At 64.4% G+C, this 15,055-nt stretch carries 11 protein-coding genes and 2 pseudogenes; 7 read left to right on the top strand and 6 right to left on the bottom strand.

All coding sequences use genetic code 11. The features are described 5' to 3' along the window. The first annotated feature begins 342 nt into the window (after nucleotides 1–342). Nucleotides 343–1,164, top strand: coding sequence for a MetQ/NlpA family ABC transporter substrate-binding protein (locus H3V53_RS40190; RefSeq protein ID WP_336602564.1), 822 nt, complete (start codon nucleotides 343–345; stop codon nucleotides 1,162–1,164). An 83-nt stretch (nucleotides 1,165–1,247) separates the two neighbouring features. Here the strand turns inward: H3V53_RS40190 and H3V53_RS40185 are convergent, their stop codons facing one another. Beyond that, complete coding sequence (locus H3V53_RS40185; protein WP_336602563.1) at nucleotides 1,248–2,171, bottom strand: bifunctional helix-turn-helix transcriptional regulator/GNAT family N-acetyltransferase; 924 nt, start codon at nucleotides 2,169–2,171, stop codon at nucleotides 1,248–1,250. Between the two features lie 375 nt (nucleotides 2,172–2,546). On the opposite strand from H3V53_RS40185, the gene H3V53_RS40180 reads away from it, so the two are divergent. The 5 genes and pseudogenes from H3V53_RS40180 to nagE all read left to right on the top strand — a co-directional run bounded on the left by H3V53_RS40180 (nucleotide 2,547) and on the right by nagE (nucleotide 9,956). Continuing rightward, a complete protein-coding gene (locus H3V53_RS40180) occupies nucleotides 2,547–3,281 on the top strand; it encodes a GntR family transcriptional regulator (RefSeq protein ID WP_336602562.1) in 735 nt (244 codons plus the stop codon). 92 nt (nucleotides 3,282–3,373) lie between these two features. Then, on the top strand, nucleotides 3,374–4,477 hold the full coding sequence (nagA, locus tag H3V53_RS40175) for an N-acetylglucosamine-6-phosphate deacetylase (RefSeq protein WP_336602561.1): 1,104 nt from the start codon (nucleotides 3,374–3,376) through the stop codon (nucleotides 4,475–4,477). Continuing rightward, nucleotides 4,470–5,479, top strand: a pseudogene (locus tag H3V53_RS40170) (SIS domain-containing protein). Before nagA ends, H3V53_RS40170 begins: the two are co-directional and overlap by 8 nt. A gap of 13 nt (nucleotides 5,480–5,492) precedes the next feature. After that, nucleotides 5,493–8,075 carry a phosphoenolpyruvate--protein phosphotransferase gene (ptsP, locus tag H3V53_RS40165; protein WP_336602560.1) on the top strand — a complete coding sequence of 861 codons (2,583 nt, stop codon included), beginning with the start codon at nucleotides 5,493–5,495 and terminating at the stop codon, nucleotides 8,073–8,075. Nucleotides 8,076–8,183: 108 nt separating this feature from the next. Next, nucleotides 8,184–9,956, top strand: coding sequence for an N-acetylglucosamine-specific PTS transporter subunit IIBC (gene nagE / locus H3V53_RS40160; RefSeq protein ID WP_336602559.1), 1,773 nt, complete (start codon nucleotides 8,184–8,186; stop codon nucleotides 9,954–9,956). Nucleotides 9,957–10,026: 70 nt separating this feature from the next. Here the strand turns inward: nagE and cydX are convergent, their stop codons facing one another. The 5 genes from cydX to rpoH all read right to left on the bottom strand — a co-directional run bounded on the left by cydX (nucleotide 10,027) and on the right by rpoH (nucleotide 14,448). Continuing rightward, nucleotides 10,027–10,146 carry a cytochrome bd-I oxidase subunit CydX gene (gene cydX, locus H3V53_RS40155; protein WP_063787583.1) on the bottom strand — a complete coding sequence of 40 codons (120 nt, stop codon included), beginning with the start codon at nucleotides 10,144–10,146 and terminating at the stop codon, nucleotides 10,027–10,029. A gap of 23 nt (nucleotides 10,147–10,169) precedes the next feature. Continuing rightward, nucleotides 10,170–11,306 (bottom strand): cytochrome d ubiquinol oxidase subunit II, encoded by a 1,137-nt coding sequence (gene cydB / locus H3V53_RS40150; protein WP_336602558.1) that lies wholly within the window; start codon nucleotides 11,304–11,306, stop codon nucleotides 10,170–10,172. Between the two features lie 43 nt (nucleotides 11,307–11,349). Next, complete coding sequence (locus H3V53_RS40145; RefSeq protein WP_336602557.1) at nucleotides 11,350–12,939, bottom strand: cytochrome ubiquinol oxidase subunit I; 1,590 nt, start codon at nucleotides 12,937–12,939, stop codon at nucleotides 11,350–11,352. After that, nucleotides 12,929–13,195, bottom strand: a complete 267-nt coding sequence (gene cydP, locus H3V53_RS40140; RefSeq protein WP_054917438.1) for a cytochrome oxidase putative small subunit CydP — start codon at nucleotides 13,193–13,195, stop codon at nucleotides 12,929–12,931. Before cydP ends, H3V53_RS40145 begins: the two co-directional genes overlap by 11 nt. A 317-nt stretch (nucleotides 13,196–13,512) precedes the next feature. Next, on the bottom strand, nucleotides 13,513–14,448 hold the full coding sequence (gene rpoH / locus H3V53_RS40135) for an RNA polymerase sigma factor RpoH (protein WP_054917436.1): 936 nt from the start codon (nucleotides 14,446–14,448) through the stop codon (nucleotides 13,513–13,515). Between the two features lie 352 nt (nucleotides 14,449–14,800). On the opposite strand from rpoH, the pseudogene H3V53_RS40130 reads away from it, so the two are divergent. Next, nucleotides 14,801–15,055: pseudogene (locus H3V53_RS40130) on the top strand (acyloxyacyl hydrolase); the annotation flags it as partial.

The raw sequence follows: 15,055 nt of genomic DNA, 5'->3' as shown, positions 1-15,055 counted from the left end.
GCGCGCGCCGGCGCCGGCTGCGCAACCGGCCGCACGCAAGGCGACGCCGGCCGCGCGCCCCGTTGCTCCGAAAGCGTCGGACGACGACTGGACGACGTTCTAAGTCCCATCGGCTGCGCGCCATCGCGCGCAGCCCGTCTTGCCGATCGCATCTTCCGCGCACTGTGACATCATTCGCGCGTTCTCTCTCCACGCAAGCCGCACGGCACGGGCTGCATACCCATATGCGATCCCTGTATTTCACTTTGGTGCACGCCTGTGCGACGATTTGGGGCTCGACTTCTTGCGGGCAGTATCCGTTTGCTCGCCGTCGAACACGAATCTGAAACAAGAGAGAATCACATGCAGCGCAGAACACTCATCAAGGTCTTTTCAGCCGCGCTCGCTTCGGCGGCACTCGTCACCAGCTTCGGCGCGCAGGCCGACAGTCAAGCCGACAAGGTCATCAAGGTCGGCACGATCAGCGGTCCCGACGCGCAAATCTGGTCGGTAGTGCAAAAGGTTGCGAAACGCGAAGGCCTGAACGTCAAGGTCGTCGAGTTCAACGATTACGTGCAGCCGAACGCTGCGCTCGACGCCGGCGATCTCGATGCGAACAGCTTCCAGCATCAGCCGTATCTCGACAGCCAGATCAAGCAGCGCGGCTACAAGATCGTCAATGTCGGCCTGACGTACATTTCGCCGCTCGGCATTTATTCGAAGAAGCTCAAGTCGGTGAAGGATCTGCCGCAAGGCGCGAAGGTCGCAGTGCCGAATGATCCGTCGAACGAAAACCGCGCGCTCTTGCTGTTGCAGTCGCAAGGCGTAATCAAGCTGAAGGCGGGCGCGGGCACGAACGGCAACAACGCGACGCCGCTCGACGTTGCCGACAATCCGAAGAAGGTGAAACTGGTCGAGCTCGACGCCGCGCAACTGCCGCGTTCGCTCGCCGATGTCGATGCCGCTGCGATCAACACGAACTTTGCGCTGGCAGCGGGCCTGCAGCCGACCAAAGACGCCATCGCGCTCGAAGACATACACAGCCCGTATGCGAACCTGATCGCCGTGCGCATCAAGGACAAGGATCAACCGTGGGTGAAGAAGCTGGTGGCCGCCTATCAATCCGAAGACGTGCGCCAGTTCATCAAGTCGGAGTTCAAGGGTTCCGTCGTGCCGTCGTTCTGAGCGGCGCGGATTCGACCGCTTGAAGTGAGAAGCGCCCCGGGAAACCGTGGCGCTTTTTTGTGCCGGGCAAAGACGCGCGGCGACTAGAGCCTGCGCTGCCACTGCTCGATCACGAGATCGCGCCCGAAGCGCCGCTCGGGCGCGGCTGTGACGAGATCAAAGCCCGCATGTGTGAACAGACGCCGCGCGTCGGCAAGCGAGCGCTCGCTATCGATCGCGAGTGCGCCGTATGCCGCGCGCTTCGCAAAGCGCACACATTCGTCGATCAACTGCGTGCCGATGCCAAGGCGCCGCACGTCGGGCTCGACGTACAGCATGCGCACGCTTGCGAGCGTATCAGATGCCGCAGCCACCAGCGCCGACCCGACGATCAGCCCATCCTGTTCGGCTATCCAGCAGTTCTCCCGCCGCCCGTCGTGAGAGTGCGCAAATTCCGCGACCTGCCGCGCGAGCAGCGCCTCGAACGTGTGATCCCAGCCGTACCCGTTCGCGAACCATTGCGCCTGACGCGCTACCAGCAAGCCGTATTCGCCCGCACGCGGCGCGCGCAGCGTGACGATGCTATGCCGTGGCCGATCGTCGAGCAGCCGCTCGACCAGCTTCATCGCGCCGATCAGTTGATCCTGCATGTGAGGTGCGAGGCGCGCGAGAACCGACGCGACTTCTTCGATGGCGGCGGCGTCGAGCGGCTGGTATGCGGCAAGACCCGCCTCGGTGAGCGACACGAGCGACTGTCGCGCGTCGATTTCCGACGGCCGGCGCGAAATCAGGTCGCGCCGCTCGAAGCTCGCCAGCAGCCGGCTGAGATAGCCGGTATCGATACCGAGATTGCGTGCGAGCGCCGCCGCCGTCTGATGCTCGACGCGGGAAAGCTCATGCATGACACGTACTTCCGTCAGCGAAAACGGACTCTTCTGCAAATGCTCGTGCAGCGCTCCGATGTGCTGCGCGTAAAAGCGGTTGAAATGCCGGACGGCTTGCGCCCGGACGAGAGCGGGATCGTTCACCGTATCCGTTCCCCGTAATCCAATGTCATAGCGTCACCTGCTGGTTCGTTTCTGGCGACTGATCGCGCGCGAATTTCGCAGTTTGCACCAAGTTGTTAATAAAGAGGTATGACCTTTGCGGCTTATCGCACGTAACTTGACAGACGATTCGTCCGGCCCAGTCAGACATACTGGTCTCATATACGGGTATGTCCTAATGCCAGTCGATTGTCAGTGGAAAAACGCTTAATTCGCGCAAAGCCTTTCCAGTCAACGGGTTGCACGATGCAGACCAGCTAGATACCAGCGCGTTGACTGGTATTATGGTGGTTATATAATGGGCTCCGATTTCGTAGGTCCAGTTGTCCAGATCCCTCACGATCACGATCGAGCCATATGGAAACCCGTTGGTCCGCACTGACACCCGACGTCCACAACGTCACGCCGCTGTACCTGCAGCTCGCCCGCAATCTGGCGACGGCGATCCATTGCGGCGTGTGGTCGGCGGGTGAGGCGCTGCCGTCGGAGCGCACCTTGTCCGACGCGATCGGCGTGTCGCGCATCACCGCGCGCAAGGCCATCGCGCTGCTGGTCGAGCAGGGGCTGATCCGGCGCGCGCGCGGCGCCGGCAGCTTCATCACGCCGCGCACCGAAGATCCGCTGTCGCGTCTCACCGGCTTCACGAAGAAGATGGAGCAGCGCGGCTTCCGGCCGGATTCGGTGTGGCTGGAGCGCGAAGTCCGCACGGCGACGCGCGATGAAATCGTGCATCTGGGCCTGTCGCCCGGCGCGTCGGTGTCGAGCCTGCGCCGCCTGCGCCGCGCGGACGGCATCGTGATGGCCGTCGAGCATTCGTCGCTGCCCGTGTCGATCGTGCCCGATCCGCAGGCGATCGGCGGCTCGCTCTACCGCTACCTCGAACAGCGCGGCGCGCCCGTCGTGCGCGCGCTGCAGCACTTTCGCGCCGTCAACGCATCGGGCGAGATCGCGCAACTCATGGACATCGAAGAGGGCTGCGCGCTGCTGCTGATCACGCGCGTCGGCTATAGCGCCGATCAACGCGCGATCGAACTCACGGATACCTACTGCCGGGACGATTACTACGACTTCGTCGCCGAGTTGCGGCTGTGACACTTGCGCGCAAACGCCGCGCGCCAGAAACGGACGGAACCCTCGCGGCTCGACTCAGTCACGCACCGCATAACGCACTACCAGAGAGACTCATGCTGACCGGAAACATACTCACCCCAGAAGGCTGGCTCCACGGCACGATCGAGTTCGAAAACGGCCGCATCACGGCCATCACGGGCACGGCCGCCGATCCGTCGACGAACGACGCGCCTTATATCCTGCCCGGCTTCATCGATCTGCACGTGCACGGCGGCGGCGGCGCCGACGTTATGGAAGCGGGCAACGCGATCGAGGCGATCACGCGCACGCACGCGCGCTTCGGCACGACGAGCCTGCTCGCCACCACGATGACGGCGCCGCGCGAAGAGCTGATGGCTGTCGTCGCCGGTCTCGGCGATGTCGCGAAGAACCGCGTGCCGGGCGGCGCGCGCGTGCTCGGCGTGCACCTCGAAGGCCCTTACATCAATCCCGGCAAGCTCGGCGCGCAGCCTGACGCGGCTGTCTCGGCCGTGCTAGACGAAGTGCTGAAGTACCTGTCGATCGCACCGATTCGCGTCGTCACCATCGCGCCGGAAATCTCGGGCCACATGGACATCATTTCGGCGATCAACGCGCGCGGCGTGCGTGTGCAGCTCGGCCACTCGCTCGGCACCTACGACGACGCCGTTGCGGCGATGAAGCACGGCGCGCGCAGCTTCACGCACCTGTTCAACGCGATGTCGCCGCTGCATCACCGCAATCCCGGCATGGTCGGCGCGGCGCTCGCGCACGCCGAATACGCCGAAATCATTCCCGACCTGCTGCACGTGCATCCGGGCGCGATCCGCGCCGCGATGCGCGCGATCCCGCGCCTCTACGTGGTGACGGACAGCACGTCGGCGACGGGCATGCCCGACGGCGAATACCGCCTCGGCAGCCAGCACGTGACGAAGTGTCTCGGCGGCGTACGTCTCGCCGATGGCACGCTCGCAGGCAGCACGCTGACGATGGATCAGGCGCTGCGCAATCTCGTATCGCTCGGCCTGCCGCTGGCCGATGTGTCAAACCGTATGTCGCGTTACGCCGCCGATTACCTCGGCATCGAAGACCGCGGCCGTCTCGTGCGTGGCGCGTGGGCCGATGTCGTCGTGTTCGATCGTGACATGGCGTTGACGGCGACTTACGTCGAAGGAGAATCGATTGTCGAATATGCTTAACGAGGCGCTGGCGTCCGCCGACGTGGTCGCCGCGCAACTCAACGATACGTCGCGCGTCGAAGCGCTCGCGGCGCGGCTCGCGCAAGAGCCGCGTCACGTTGCGCTGACGGTTGCGCGCGGCAGCTCGGATCACGCGGCGAGTTACTTCGGGTCGCTGACGATGAGCCGTGTCGGCTTGCCCGTCGCGTCGCTGCCGATGTCGGTCGCCACGCTGCAACAGGCGCCGCTGCAGGTGCGCGGGCAGCTTGCGCTCGGCTTCTCGCAATCGGGCAAGAGCCCGGATCTCGTCGGCACGATGCAGGCGCTGCGCGCAGCGGGCGCGCTGACGGTTGCCGCCGTCAACGTGCCGGGCTCGCCGCTCGAACAGGCGTGCGAGTTCTATCTGCCGCTCGTCGCTGGTCCCGAACTGAGCGTCGCCGCGACCAAGAGCTATATCGCGATGCTGTCGGTGTCGGCGCAACTCGTCGCGCACTGGCAGAACGACGGCGAACTGCTCGGCGCGCTGAAGTCGCTGCCGGACGCGCTCAAGCGCGCGGGCACGCTCGACTGGTCGAAGGCCGTCGACGAACTGCGCGACGTCGAACGCATGATCGTGATCGGCCGTGGCCTCGGGCTCGCGATCGCGCAGGAAGCGGCGCTGAAGCTGAAGGAAACCTCGGGCATCCAGGCCGAAGCGTTTTCGAGCGCCGAAGTGCGTCACGGCCCGATGGAACTGATCGACCGCGACTATCCGCTGCTGGTGTTCGCGCCGCGCGGACCGGAGCAGGCGGGCCTGCTGCAACTCGCGCGCGACATGCAGCGCGCGGCGCGCGCGTGCTGCTCGCCGCCGATCCCGCCGATGTCCCCGAAGCCACCTTGCCGCTCGTATCGACGGCGCATGCCGCGCTCGATCCGATCGCCGCAATTCTTTCTTTCTACGTGATGGCAGCCGGCCTCGCCGCCGCGCGCGGGCGCAATCCTGATGCGCCGCGCCATCTGATGAAAGTCACCGAAACTCACTGATCGAGATATTCAGATGCGACGTGTCGAGGAGTCCCGTTTGAAGAGCCATTCCGAAGGCCTTATTGTCCTGCTCGCGCCGATGACGGGTCCCGTCGTCCCGCTCGCGAACGTGCCCGATCCGGTGTTTTCGGGCGGCATGTTCGGCGACGGCATCGGTATCGATCCGCTCGAAGGCAAGCTGCTTGCGCCGTGCGACGGCACGGTGATGCATCTGGCGCGCACCGGCCATGCCGTCACGATCGCGACGCAAGAAGGCGCCGAAATCCTGCTGCATATCGGTATCGACACGGTCGAACTGAACGGCAAGGGCTTCGCGCCGATGATCGAGCAAGGCGCGAAGGTGCGCGCGGGCGAGGTGCTGATCGAGTTCGATCAGGATGTGGTCGCGTGCAATGCGCCGAGTCTCGTGTCGGTGATCGCGATTGCGAATTCCGATGCATTCGAAGTCGTCGAGCGCGCCGCCGATGTCGTGCTGAAAGCGGGCGAATCGCCGCTCATGACGCTGCGCGCACGCGACGGCGCGGCCGTGGCGGCGTCGCGCGAAGTATCGAGCGTGACGGCAGAAGCGCGGGGAACCATCGTGCTCGAGCACGCGGGAGGGCTGCACGCGCGTCCGGCGGCGCGGGCGCGCGAGGCGGCGCGCGGATTCGACGCGCGCGTCGAAGTGCGCTTTGAAGGCAAGAAGGCGGCGATCGAAAGCGTCGTCGGTCTGCTCGGGCTGGGCGCGGGGCAGGGCGCGACGGTGGAAGTGGTCGGCATCGGCGCGCAGGCGTCGGCTGCCGTCGAAGCCGTGGTGCGCGAACTGACGCGCGAAGCGCACGGCGAAGCGGAAGAAAAGCCCGCGCGTCAGATTTCGCCGGCGCCCATTGCCGTTGCGCCCAAAGCGGGCGAAACGCTCGCGCCGAATACGCTCGCGGGCGTGTGCGCCGCGCCCGGCATTGCCGTCGGCAAGCTCGTGCGCTGGGACGATGCCGACATCGATCCGCCCGAGACCACGAACAACACGCCCGCCGCCGAAAGCCGCGCGCTCGACAAGGCGCTCGCCGCCGTCGATGCCGAGCTGAACACGACCGTGCGCGACGCTTCGCAGCGCGGCGCGCACGGCGAAGCGGGCATTTTCGCGGTGCATCGCGTGCTGCTCGAAGACCCGACGCTGATCGACGCCGCGCGCGATCTGATCAGCCTCGGCAAGAGCGCGGGCTTCGCGTGGCGCGAGACGATCCGCGCGCAGATCGGCGTGTTGTCGAACGTCGGCGATGCACTGCTCGCCGAACGTGCCGCCGATTTGTGCGACATCGAGCGCGTGCTGCGCGCGCTCGGCTACTCGAACGCGGCGGCCCGTTCGCTGCCCGACGAGGCCGTCCTGAGCGCCGACGAATTCACGCCGTCGGATCTGTCGTCGCTGGATCGCAAGCGCGTGACCGCGCTCGTGATGGCGCGCGGCGGCGCGACCTCGCACGCGGCGATCATCGCGCGTCAGGCGGGCATTCCCGCCCTCGTCGCTGTCGGCGACGCGCTGCATTCGATCGCCGACGGCACGCAAGTCGTGGTCGATGCGTCGGCGGGCCGGATCGAATATGCGCCGAGCGCACTCGACGTCGAACGCGCGCGCAACGAGCGTCAGCGTCTGGCGGGCGTGCGCGAAGCGAACCGCCGCACGTCGCAGCAAGCCGCCGCGACCAGCGACGGTCGTGCGATCGAAGTCGCCGCGAACATCGCGACGCTCGACGATGCGTCGACCGCGGTCGAAAACGGCGCCGATGCCGTCGGCCTGTTGCGCACCGAATTGCTGTTCATCCATCGCCAGGCGGCGCCGACCGTCGACGAGCACCGCGACAGCTATCAGTCGATCGTCGACGCGCTGCAGGGCCGCACGGCCATCATCCGCACGCTCGATGTCGGCGCGGACAAGGAAGTCGATTACCTGACGCTGCCGCCGGAACCGAACCCGGCGCTCGGGCTGCGCGGCATCCGTCTCGCGCAGGTCCGCCCGGATCTGCTCGAAGACCAGCTGCGCGGCCTGCTCGCGGTTCAACCCGTCGGCAAGGTGCGCATCCTGTTGCCGATGGTGACCGACGTGGGCGAACTCGTGCGTCTGCGCAAGCGGATCGACGAACTCGCCGCCGAAATGGGCCGCACCGAAAAGATCGAAGTCGGCGTGATGATCGAAGTGCCGTCGGCGGCGCTGCTCGCCGATCAGCTGTCGAAGCACGCGGATTTCCTGTCGATCGGCACCAACGATCTGACCCAATACACGCTCGCGATGGACCGCTGCCAGGCCGATCTCGCTGCCCAGGCGGACGGTCTGCACCCGGCCGTGCTGCGCCTCGTCGCGGCTGCCGTGCAAGGCGCCGGGAAGCATGGCAAGTGGGTCGGCGTGTGCGGCGCGCTTGGCGGCGATCCGCTCGCGGTGCCGCTGCTGGTCGGCCTGGGCGTAACGGAGCTTTCCGTCGACCCGGTGTCCGTGCCCGGCATCAAGGCACGCGTGCGCAAACTCGATTATCAGTTGTGCCGTCAGCGCGCCCAGGATGCTCTGGCGCTCGAATCGGCGCAAGCGGTAAGAGCCCTGAGCCGCGAACTCTGGCCGCAAGACTGAGCGCGCTTGCGTCGCAACCGGTCTTAAAACCCAGACTCGTCAGCTCGACTTTTCAACTTGCATCAAAGCAACAACGCAATTACACGAGACAAAGGAGTGGAGGTATCAATGGATGGGAATCCGTTTCTGAAGATTCAGCGCCTTGGTCGCGCACTGATGCTGCCGATCGCCGTTCTGCCCGTCGCCGGCCTGCTGCTGCGCCTCGGTCAGCCCGATGTGTTCAACATCAAGATGATCGCCGACGCGGGCGGCGCGATCTTCGACAACCTGCCGCTTCTGTTCGCGATCGGCGTGGCCGTCGGCTTCGCGAAGGACAATAACGGCGTCGCGGCGCTGGCGGGCGCGATCGGCTATCTGATCGAAGTCGCCGTGATGAAGGACATCAACGACAAGCTCAACATGGGCGTGCTGTCGGGGATCATCGCCGGTATCGTCGCGGGCATGCTGTACAACAAGTACAAGGACATCAAGCTGCCCGACTACCTCGCGTTCTTCGGCGGCAAGCGCTTCGTGCCGATTGTCACGGGGGTCGCGTGTCTCGCGTTGGGCATTGTGTTCGGCTACGCGTGGGCGCCCGTCCAGAGCGCCATCGACTCGGCCGGCCATTGGCTGACGACGGCAGGCGCAGTCGGCGCGTTCGTGTTCGGCTTGCTGAACCGTCTGCTGCTGGTGACGGGTCTGCACCACATCCTGAATTCGCTCGCATGGTTCGTGTTCGGCTCGTTCACGCCGCCGGGCGGCGGCGCCGCCGTGACGGGCGACCTGCATCGCTTCTTCGCGGGCGACCCGACGGCGGGCACGTTCATGACGGGCTTCTTCCCGATCATGATGTTCGGTCTGCCGGCTGCGTGTCTGGCGATGTTCCATGAGGCACCGAAGGAGCGCCGCGCGCTGGTCGGCGGCCTGCTGTTCTCGATGGCGCTGACGTCGTTCCTGACGGGCGTGACCGAGCCGATCGAATTCAGCTTCATGTTCCTCGCCCCCGTGCTGTATGCGATCCATGCGGTGCTGACGGGCCTGTCGCTTGCGATCTGCTCGGCGCTCGGCATCAAGCTCGGCTTCACGTTTTCGGCGGGCGCGATCGACTACGTGCTGAACTACGGCCTGTCGACCAAGGGCTGGGAAGCGATCGTCATCGGCCTCGCGTACGCCGTCGTGTACTACGGCCTGTTCCGCTTCTTCATCCGCAAGTTCAACATGGCGACGCCGGGCCGCGAGCAGGAAACGCCTGAAGCGGCCAACGAGTCGTTCTCGTCGGATGGTTTCGTCGCGCCTGTCGCGGGTGCGGCCGCAACGTCGGACACGCGCGCGCAGCGCTACATCGCGGCGCTGGGCGGTGCGGCGAATCTGTCGGTGGTCGATGCGTGCACGACGCGTCTGCGTCTGTCGGTGGTGGATTCCGAGAAGGTGTCGGAGAACGAACTGAAGTCTATCGGCGCGCGCGGCGTGCTCAAGCGCGGCACGGGCAACGTGCAGGTGATCATCGGACCGGAAGCGGACATCATCGCCGATGAAATCCGCACGACGATCGCGAGCGGCAGTGCGGTGGCTGCGTCGCCTGTTTCCGCCAAGGCTTCGGCTACGGCTTCCGCGAAACCTGCCGCCGATATGCCTGTCGCGGCGACGGGCAACGGCCCGCTCGATCCGGACCCGCTGCGCTGGCTCGCCGTGTTCGGCGGCGCGACCAACGTCGTGTCGCTGGAAGCCGTCGCGGCGACGCGTCTGCGCATCGTCGTGCGCGATGCGTCGGCGGTGGATCGCCAGCGGCTCGATACGCTGAGCGTCGCGTGGGTGGCGACGGATACGTTCCACATCGTCGTCGGCGAATCGGCGGCGCGCTACGCGCAGCAACTGTCGACGCGTCTGACGGCCACGGCCTGACGCCAGTTGGCCAATGGAACCGGCGCCCCTCGGGGCGCCGGTTTGCGTTTACGACCGTCTGCGAAACGCTTCAACGCCTGTCGGAATCGCCGTCCGCATCGACGACGTTGTTCGCTTCGAGCCACATCACGTTGATGATGCCGAATGCGAGCGCAAGTCCGATACCGAGAATCCAGCTGAAGTACCACATGATTGGCTCCTCTCGCGTGTGCGTCAGTACATCGAGTGATGGTTCTGTTCGATCGCGTCGGCGGTGATCTTGCCGCGCATCACGCGATACACCCAGCTCGTGTAGATCAGCACGATAGGCATGAACACGATCACCGCGATCAGCATGATCTGCAGCGTCATCTGGCTCGACGTCGAATCCCAGACGGTGAGGCTGCTGCGGCCATCGAGCGACGACGGCATGATGAACGGAAACATCGAAAAGCCCGAGGTCAGGATCACGCCGATCACCATCAGCGACGTCGACATAAACGCTGTCCACTCGAAGCGCGATCTCGCCAGCAGCAGCGCCAGCACGCCGCCGGCAATGCCCGCGACAGGCGCCGCAATCATCCACGGATACATCGCGTAGTTGGTGAGCCACAAACCGGGCGCGCCAATCACGTTTTTCAGCAGCGGATTCGCGACGGTGTCGAGCGGCGCGGGCTCGGTGATCTGATAGCCGCTGATCAGCGTCGCGACCAGCGCGCCCGCGATCAGAAACAGCGCCACGGCAGCCAGCGCGGCGATGCGCAGCGCAAACGACGCGCGTTGCGCGACGACGCCGTCCGCTTTCATCTTCACGAACGCCGCGCCGTGCGCCACCAGCATCGACACGCTCACGAGCCCGCACAGCAGCGCGAACGGATTGAGCAGTGCCCAGAAGCTGCCGTGATAGGTGACGCGCATTTCCTGATCGAAGTCGAACGGCACGCCTTGCAGCAGGTTGCCGAACGCGACGCCGAACACGAGCGCGGGCACGAAGCCGCCGACGAACAGCGCCCAGTCCCACGCGCTGCGCCAGCGCGGATCATCGCGCTTGCCGCGATAGTCGAAGCCGACGGGCCGGAAGAACAGCGCGAACAGGACGAGCAGCATTGCGAAATAAAAGCCCGAAAACGAGGCGGCATACACGAGCGGCCACGCGGCGAACATCGCGCCGCCCGCCGTGATCAGCCACACCTGGTTACCTTCCCACGTCGCGCCGACCGTATTCACGACGATGCGCCGCTCCGCATCCGTCTTGCCAATGAATGGAAGCAGGATGGCTGCGCCCATGTCGAAGCCGTCGGTGAGCGCGAAGCCGATCAGCAGCACGCCGATGAGCACCCACCAGATCAGTTTGAGGGTTGCGTAATCCATAGCGTCGTTTCCTGTTCTGCAAGCAATCCGTTGCCGATGCCGCTCATGCCGCCGTGTTTGCGCCGACGGGCGTTTTCGCGCGTTGCTCGTGGTAGTAGCGGCCCGTATGCAGCGACGACGGACCGAGCCTCGCATACTTGAACATCAGCGTGATCTCGATGATGAAGAGAGCGGTGTAGAACACGATAAAGCCGGCGAGACTCAGATACAGATCGCCCGCCGTCAGGCTCGACGCCGACAGCGACGTCGGCAGGATGCCCGCGATGGTCCACGGCTGGCGGCCCACCTCCGCGACGATCCAGCCGAATTCCGCCGCGAGCCACGGCAGCGGAATCGCCCATACGGCCCAGCGCAGGAACCAGCGCCGGCTGTCGCGCAGCAGCGAGCGCTGCGCGCAGAAGACGAACGCGAGGACGAAAGTCGCGAGGAAGAGCAGGCCGAGGCCCACCATCAGGCGGAACGACCAGAACACGGGCAGCACGGGCGGCACCGTTTTCTTCGCAGCCTGCTTGATCTGTTCGGCGGAGGCGTCGGTGACGTTTTGCGTGAACTGCCTGAGCAGCAGGCCGTAGCCGAGGTCCTTCTTGTGCGCATCGAAGGCGGCGCGCGTCTCGTCGCTCGTATCGCCTTGGCGGATCTTTTGCAGCGCGCCGTACGCGAGCATGCCGTTGCGGATGTGCGCTTCGTTGCGCGCAACCAGGTCCCGGATGCCGACGACGGGCTCGTCGAGCGAGCGCGTCGCGATGATGCCGAGCGCGTACGGCACGCGCAGCGCGTAGTCGGTGCGCTGCGCTTCCTGATTCGGAATGCCGAACACCGTGAACGGCGCGGGCGGCGGCGCCGTTTCCCATTCGGACTCGATCGCGGCGAGCTTCATCTGCTGGACTTCGCCCGTCGTATAACCGGATTCGTCGCCGAGCACGATCACGCAGAGCGTGGACGCCAGCCCGAAGCCGGCCGCGACGGCGAACGACCGCAGCGCGAACTCGATGTCGCGGCGCTCGAGCAGATACCACGACGACAGACCGAGGACGAACATCGACGCCGTCACATAGCCCGCCGACACCGTGTGCACGAACTTCACTTGTGCGACGGGATTGAAGATCACGGAGAACAGGCTCGACAGTTCCATGCGCATCGTCTCGTAGTTGAATTCCGCGCCGACGGGATTGTTCATCCAGCCGTTGGCGATGAGAATCCACAGCGCGGAGAGATTCGAGCCGAGCGCGACGAGGAACGTGACCATCAGATGCTTGACGCGCGACAGCCGGTTCCAGCCAAAGAAGAACAGACCGACGAACGTCGATTCGAGAAAGAACGCCATCAGCCCTTCCACGGCCAGCGGCACGCCGAAGATATCGCCGACGTAGTGCGAGTAGTACGACCAGTTGGTGCCGAACTGGAACTCGAGCGTGAGGCCGGTGGTGACGCCCATCGCGAAATTGATGCCGAACAGCTTGCCCCAGAACTGGGTCATGTCCTTGTAGACAGGCTTGCCCGTCATCACGTAGACACTTTCCATGATGACGAGCAGCCAGGACAAGCCGAGCGTCAGCGGCACGAACAGAAAGTGGTAGAGCGCCGTGACGGCGAATTGCAGACGGGACAGATCGACGACGTCGCTAGCGGGCATGGTGAGCACCTTGAGACGGAGGCGGCGGTGAGACGGACACGGGGAACAGCGCCTGAGCGACCTGCGCGGGCGGCAGCGACATGTTCTGCGCCTGCGGGTCGTTGAAGAATGCGAGTTTGAGGGCGGCGAGAAGCGCGAATTTGATGGCGAGCACGATCGCGATGTCGCGCGCGAAGGTCGGGCCGCGAGCCCACGCGACGACACGGCGCGTCAACATGCGGCGTGATGCATTCCGGCGATTGAGCGTGATGGCCATGTTGAATCGGTAATGACATCGCGCCGGCTTTCCCGGCAGAACCCAGTGCGCGGCATGCGTTGCACTGGCGCGTGCAAAACCATTGTAGGGATGGGCTGTCGAACGGGGCCGCGTCATCGTGTCGCGAGGCCCTTTCGGCTCTAACACTAATAAGTCACGCTCTGTGCGAGGTCAAGGTGACGGAAAATGACGCCGGCGAGCATCGACGCAATCGTTGACGACACGCAATAAAAAACCCTGCCTTCTTGCGAAGGGCAGGGTCTGGTTCAGACTGGGCTTCGTGCGATTGGCTGCGCGCGCCCGCTGCTTCTCTGACGTTACGCGTACTCGGCCAGTGCCGTGCGCATCTTTTTCATCGCGCTTGCTTCGATCTGGCGAATCCGTTCCGCCGACACGCCAAACTCGTCGGCCAGTTCGTGCAGCGTCGAGCCGCCCGATCCGTCGTCTTCCACCTGCAGCCAGCGTGCTTCGATGATACGGCGGCTACGCGGATCGAGCGATTCCAGCGCGCTCGCGATACCGTCGCTCTGCAGGCGGTCGCGCTGACGGGCGGCCAGCACGGCCGTCGGCTCGCTGTGCGAATCGGCCAGATACGCGATCGGCGCGAAGGCTTCTTCGCCGTCCTCGACCTGTCCCTCGAGCGCGATGTCGCCGCCCGACAGACGCGTTTCCATTTCGGCCACTTCCTCACGCTTCACGTTCAGCTCTTTCGCGAGGCCGTCGATCTCGTCCGGCGTGAACGACTGCAGCCCTTGTTTGTGACTGCGCAAGTTGAAGAACAGCTTGCGTTGGGCCTTGGTCGTCGCCACTTTCACCATGCGCCAGTTGCGCAGGATGTACTCGTGGATTTCGGCCTTGATCCAGTGCATGGCGTACGACACGAGACGTACGTTCTGCGTGGGGTCGAAGCGCTTGACGGCCTTCATCAGGCCGATGTTGCCTTCCTGGATCAGATCGGCGTGCGGCAGGCCATACCCGAGATAGTTGCGCGCGATCGACACGACCAGCCGCAGGTGCGACAGGACGAGCTTGCGCGCGGAATCGAGATTGTTCTGCTCGCGATACTCAGTGGCGAACTGGCGCTCTTCTGCCGGCGTCAGCATCGGAATCCGGTTTACGGCCTGGATGTAGGCGTCGATGTTGCCCAGCTGGCCGGGCAGAAGAGAAGCGTGCGAGAGCGCCAGTGCACCTGCCGGAGCGGCCTTAGCCGACGACGGGCTCAGAGTACTCGGAAGGGTCAATGTGTTGCTCACGTAGCAAACTCCTTTATTCAGACAAAAGTCCGGCAAAGCCAGACCACGATGGATGTTAGCACTCTCGTTTACCGAGTGCTAATACTTAGAAGCCGTAGGGGCATCGAAGTTCCCGCTGTGCTATTGAAATTGCACTTTTAATAGCATTGTACTTCTTCTGCGGGTTCGCTACCGAACGCGTAGGATTCTTCAGCCGCATCAGAAAACTGCAATCGTCTGTAATATTTTTTCGAAAATGGAAGCAATGATTTGCGGCTTTTTGATGCGGATTAAAGGGTCTGACAATTGCTTCTATCTCTAAAATGTCGCTGCGCGAAGTTTGTCGCTCAACCCCGCATCAAGTGGACGCACGATGACAATAAGGTACAAGGCTGGCCTGAATCTGGCACTCAAATGTGCAGTGATTGCAGCATTATTCAGTCTGGCTGACACGGCATCGGCGGATCAGTTCGGTGTTCAGATTGCCGGTGGCATCGCCGATCACCACGTCCGCAAGCTCGATCTCGGCTTTGTCTGGGACCCCGATCTGACCTGGTGGGAAATCGGCGACTGGCATTTCGCCCTGATCGGCGAAGCGCACGCCGCGTGGTGGCACACGAACGAAGGC

Source organism: Paraburkholderia bengalensis, assembly GCF_037126505.1.
Taxonomy (GTDB): domain Bacteria; phylum Pseudomonadota; class Gammaproteobacteria; order Burkholderiales; family Burkholderiaceae; genus Paraburkholderia; species Paraburkholderia bengalensis.
This window is presented reverse-complemented; position numbering and strand designations above follow the sequence as displayed.

Bases quoted from the DNA above. Each gene is read 5' to 3' on its own strand.
- nagA (WP_336602561.1), top strand. From the start codon at position 3,374: ATGCTGACCGGAAACATACTCACCCCAGAAGGCTGGCTCCACGGCACG.
- H3V53_RS40190 (WP_336602564.1), top strand. From the start codon at position 343: ATGCAGCGCAGAACACTCATCAAGGTCTTTTCAGCCGCGCTCGCTTCG.
- nagE (WP_336602559.1), top strand. From the start codon at position 8,184: ATGGATGGGAATCCGTTTCTGAAGATTCAGCGCCTTGGTCGCGCACTG.
- cydX (WP_063787583.1), bottom strand. From the start codon at position 10,146: ATGTGGTACTTCAGCTGGATTCTCGGTATCGGACTTGCGCTCGCATTC.
- ptsP (WP_336602560.1), top strand. From the start codon at position 5,493: ATGCGACGTGTCGAGGAGTCCCGTTTGAAGAGCCATTCCGAAGGCCTT.
- H3V53_RS40180 (WP_336602562.1), top strand. From the start codon at position 2,547: ATGGAAACCCGTTGGTCCGCACTGACACCCGACGTCCACAACGTCACG.
- cydB (WP_336602558.1), bottom strand. From the start codon at position 11,306: ATGGATTACGCAACCCTCAAACTGATCTGGTGGGTGCTCATCGGCGTG.
- H3V53_RS40145 (WP_336602557.1), bottom strand. From the start codon at position 12,939: ATGCCCGCTAGCGACGTCGTCGATCTGTCCCGTCTGCAATTCGCCGTC.
- cydP (WP_054917438.1), bottom strand. From the start codon at position 13,195: ATGGCCATCACGCTCAATCGCCGGAATGCATCACGCCGCATGTTGACG.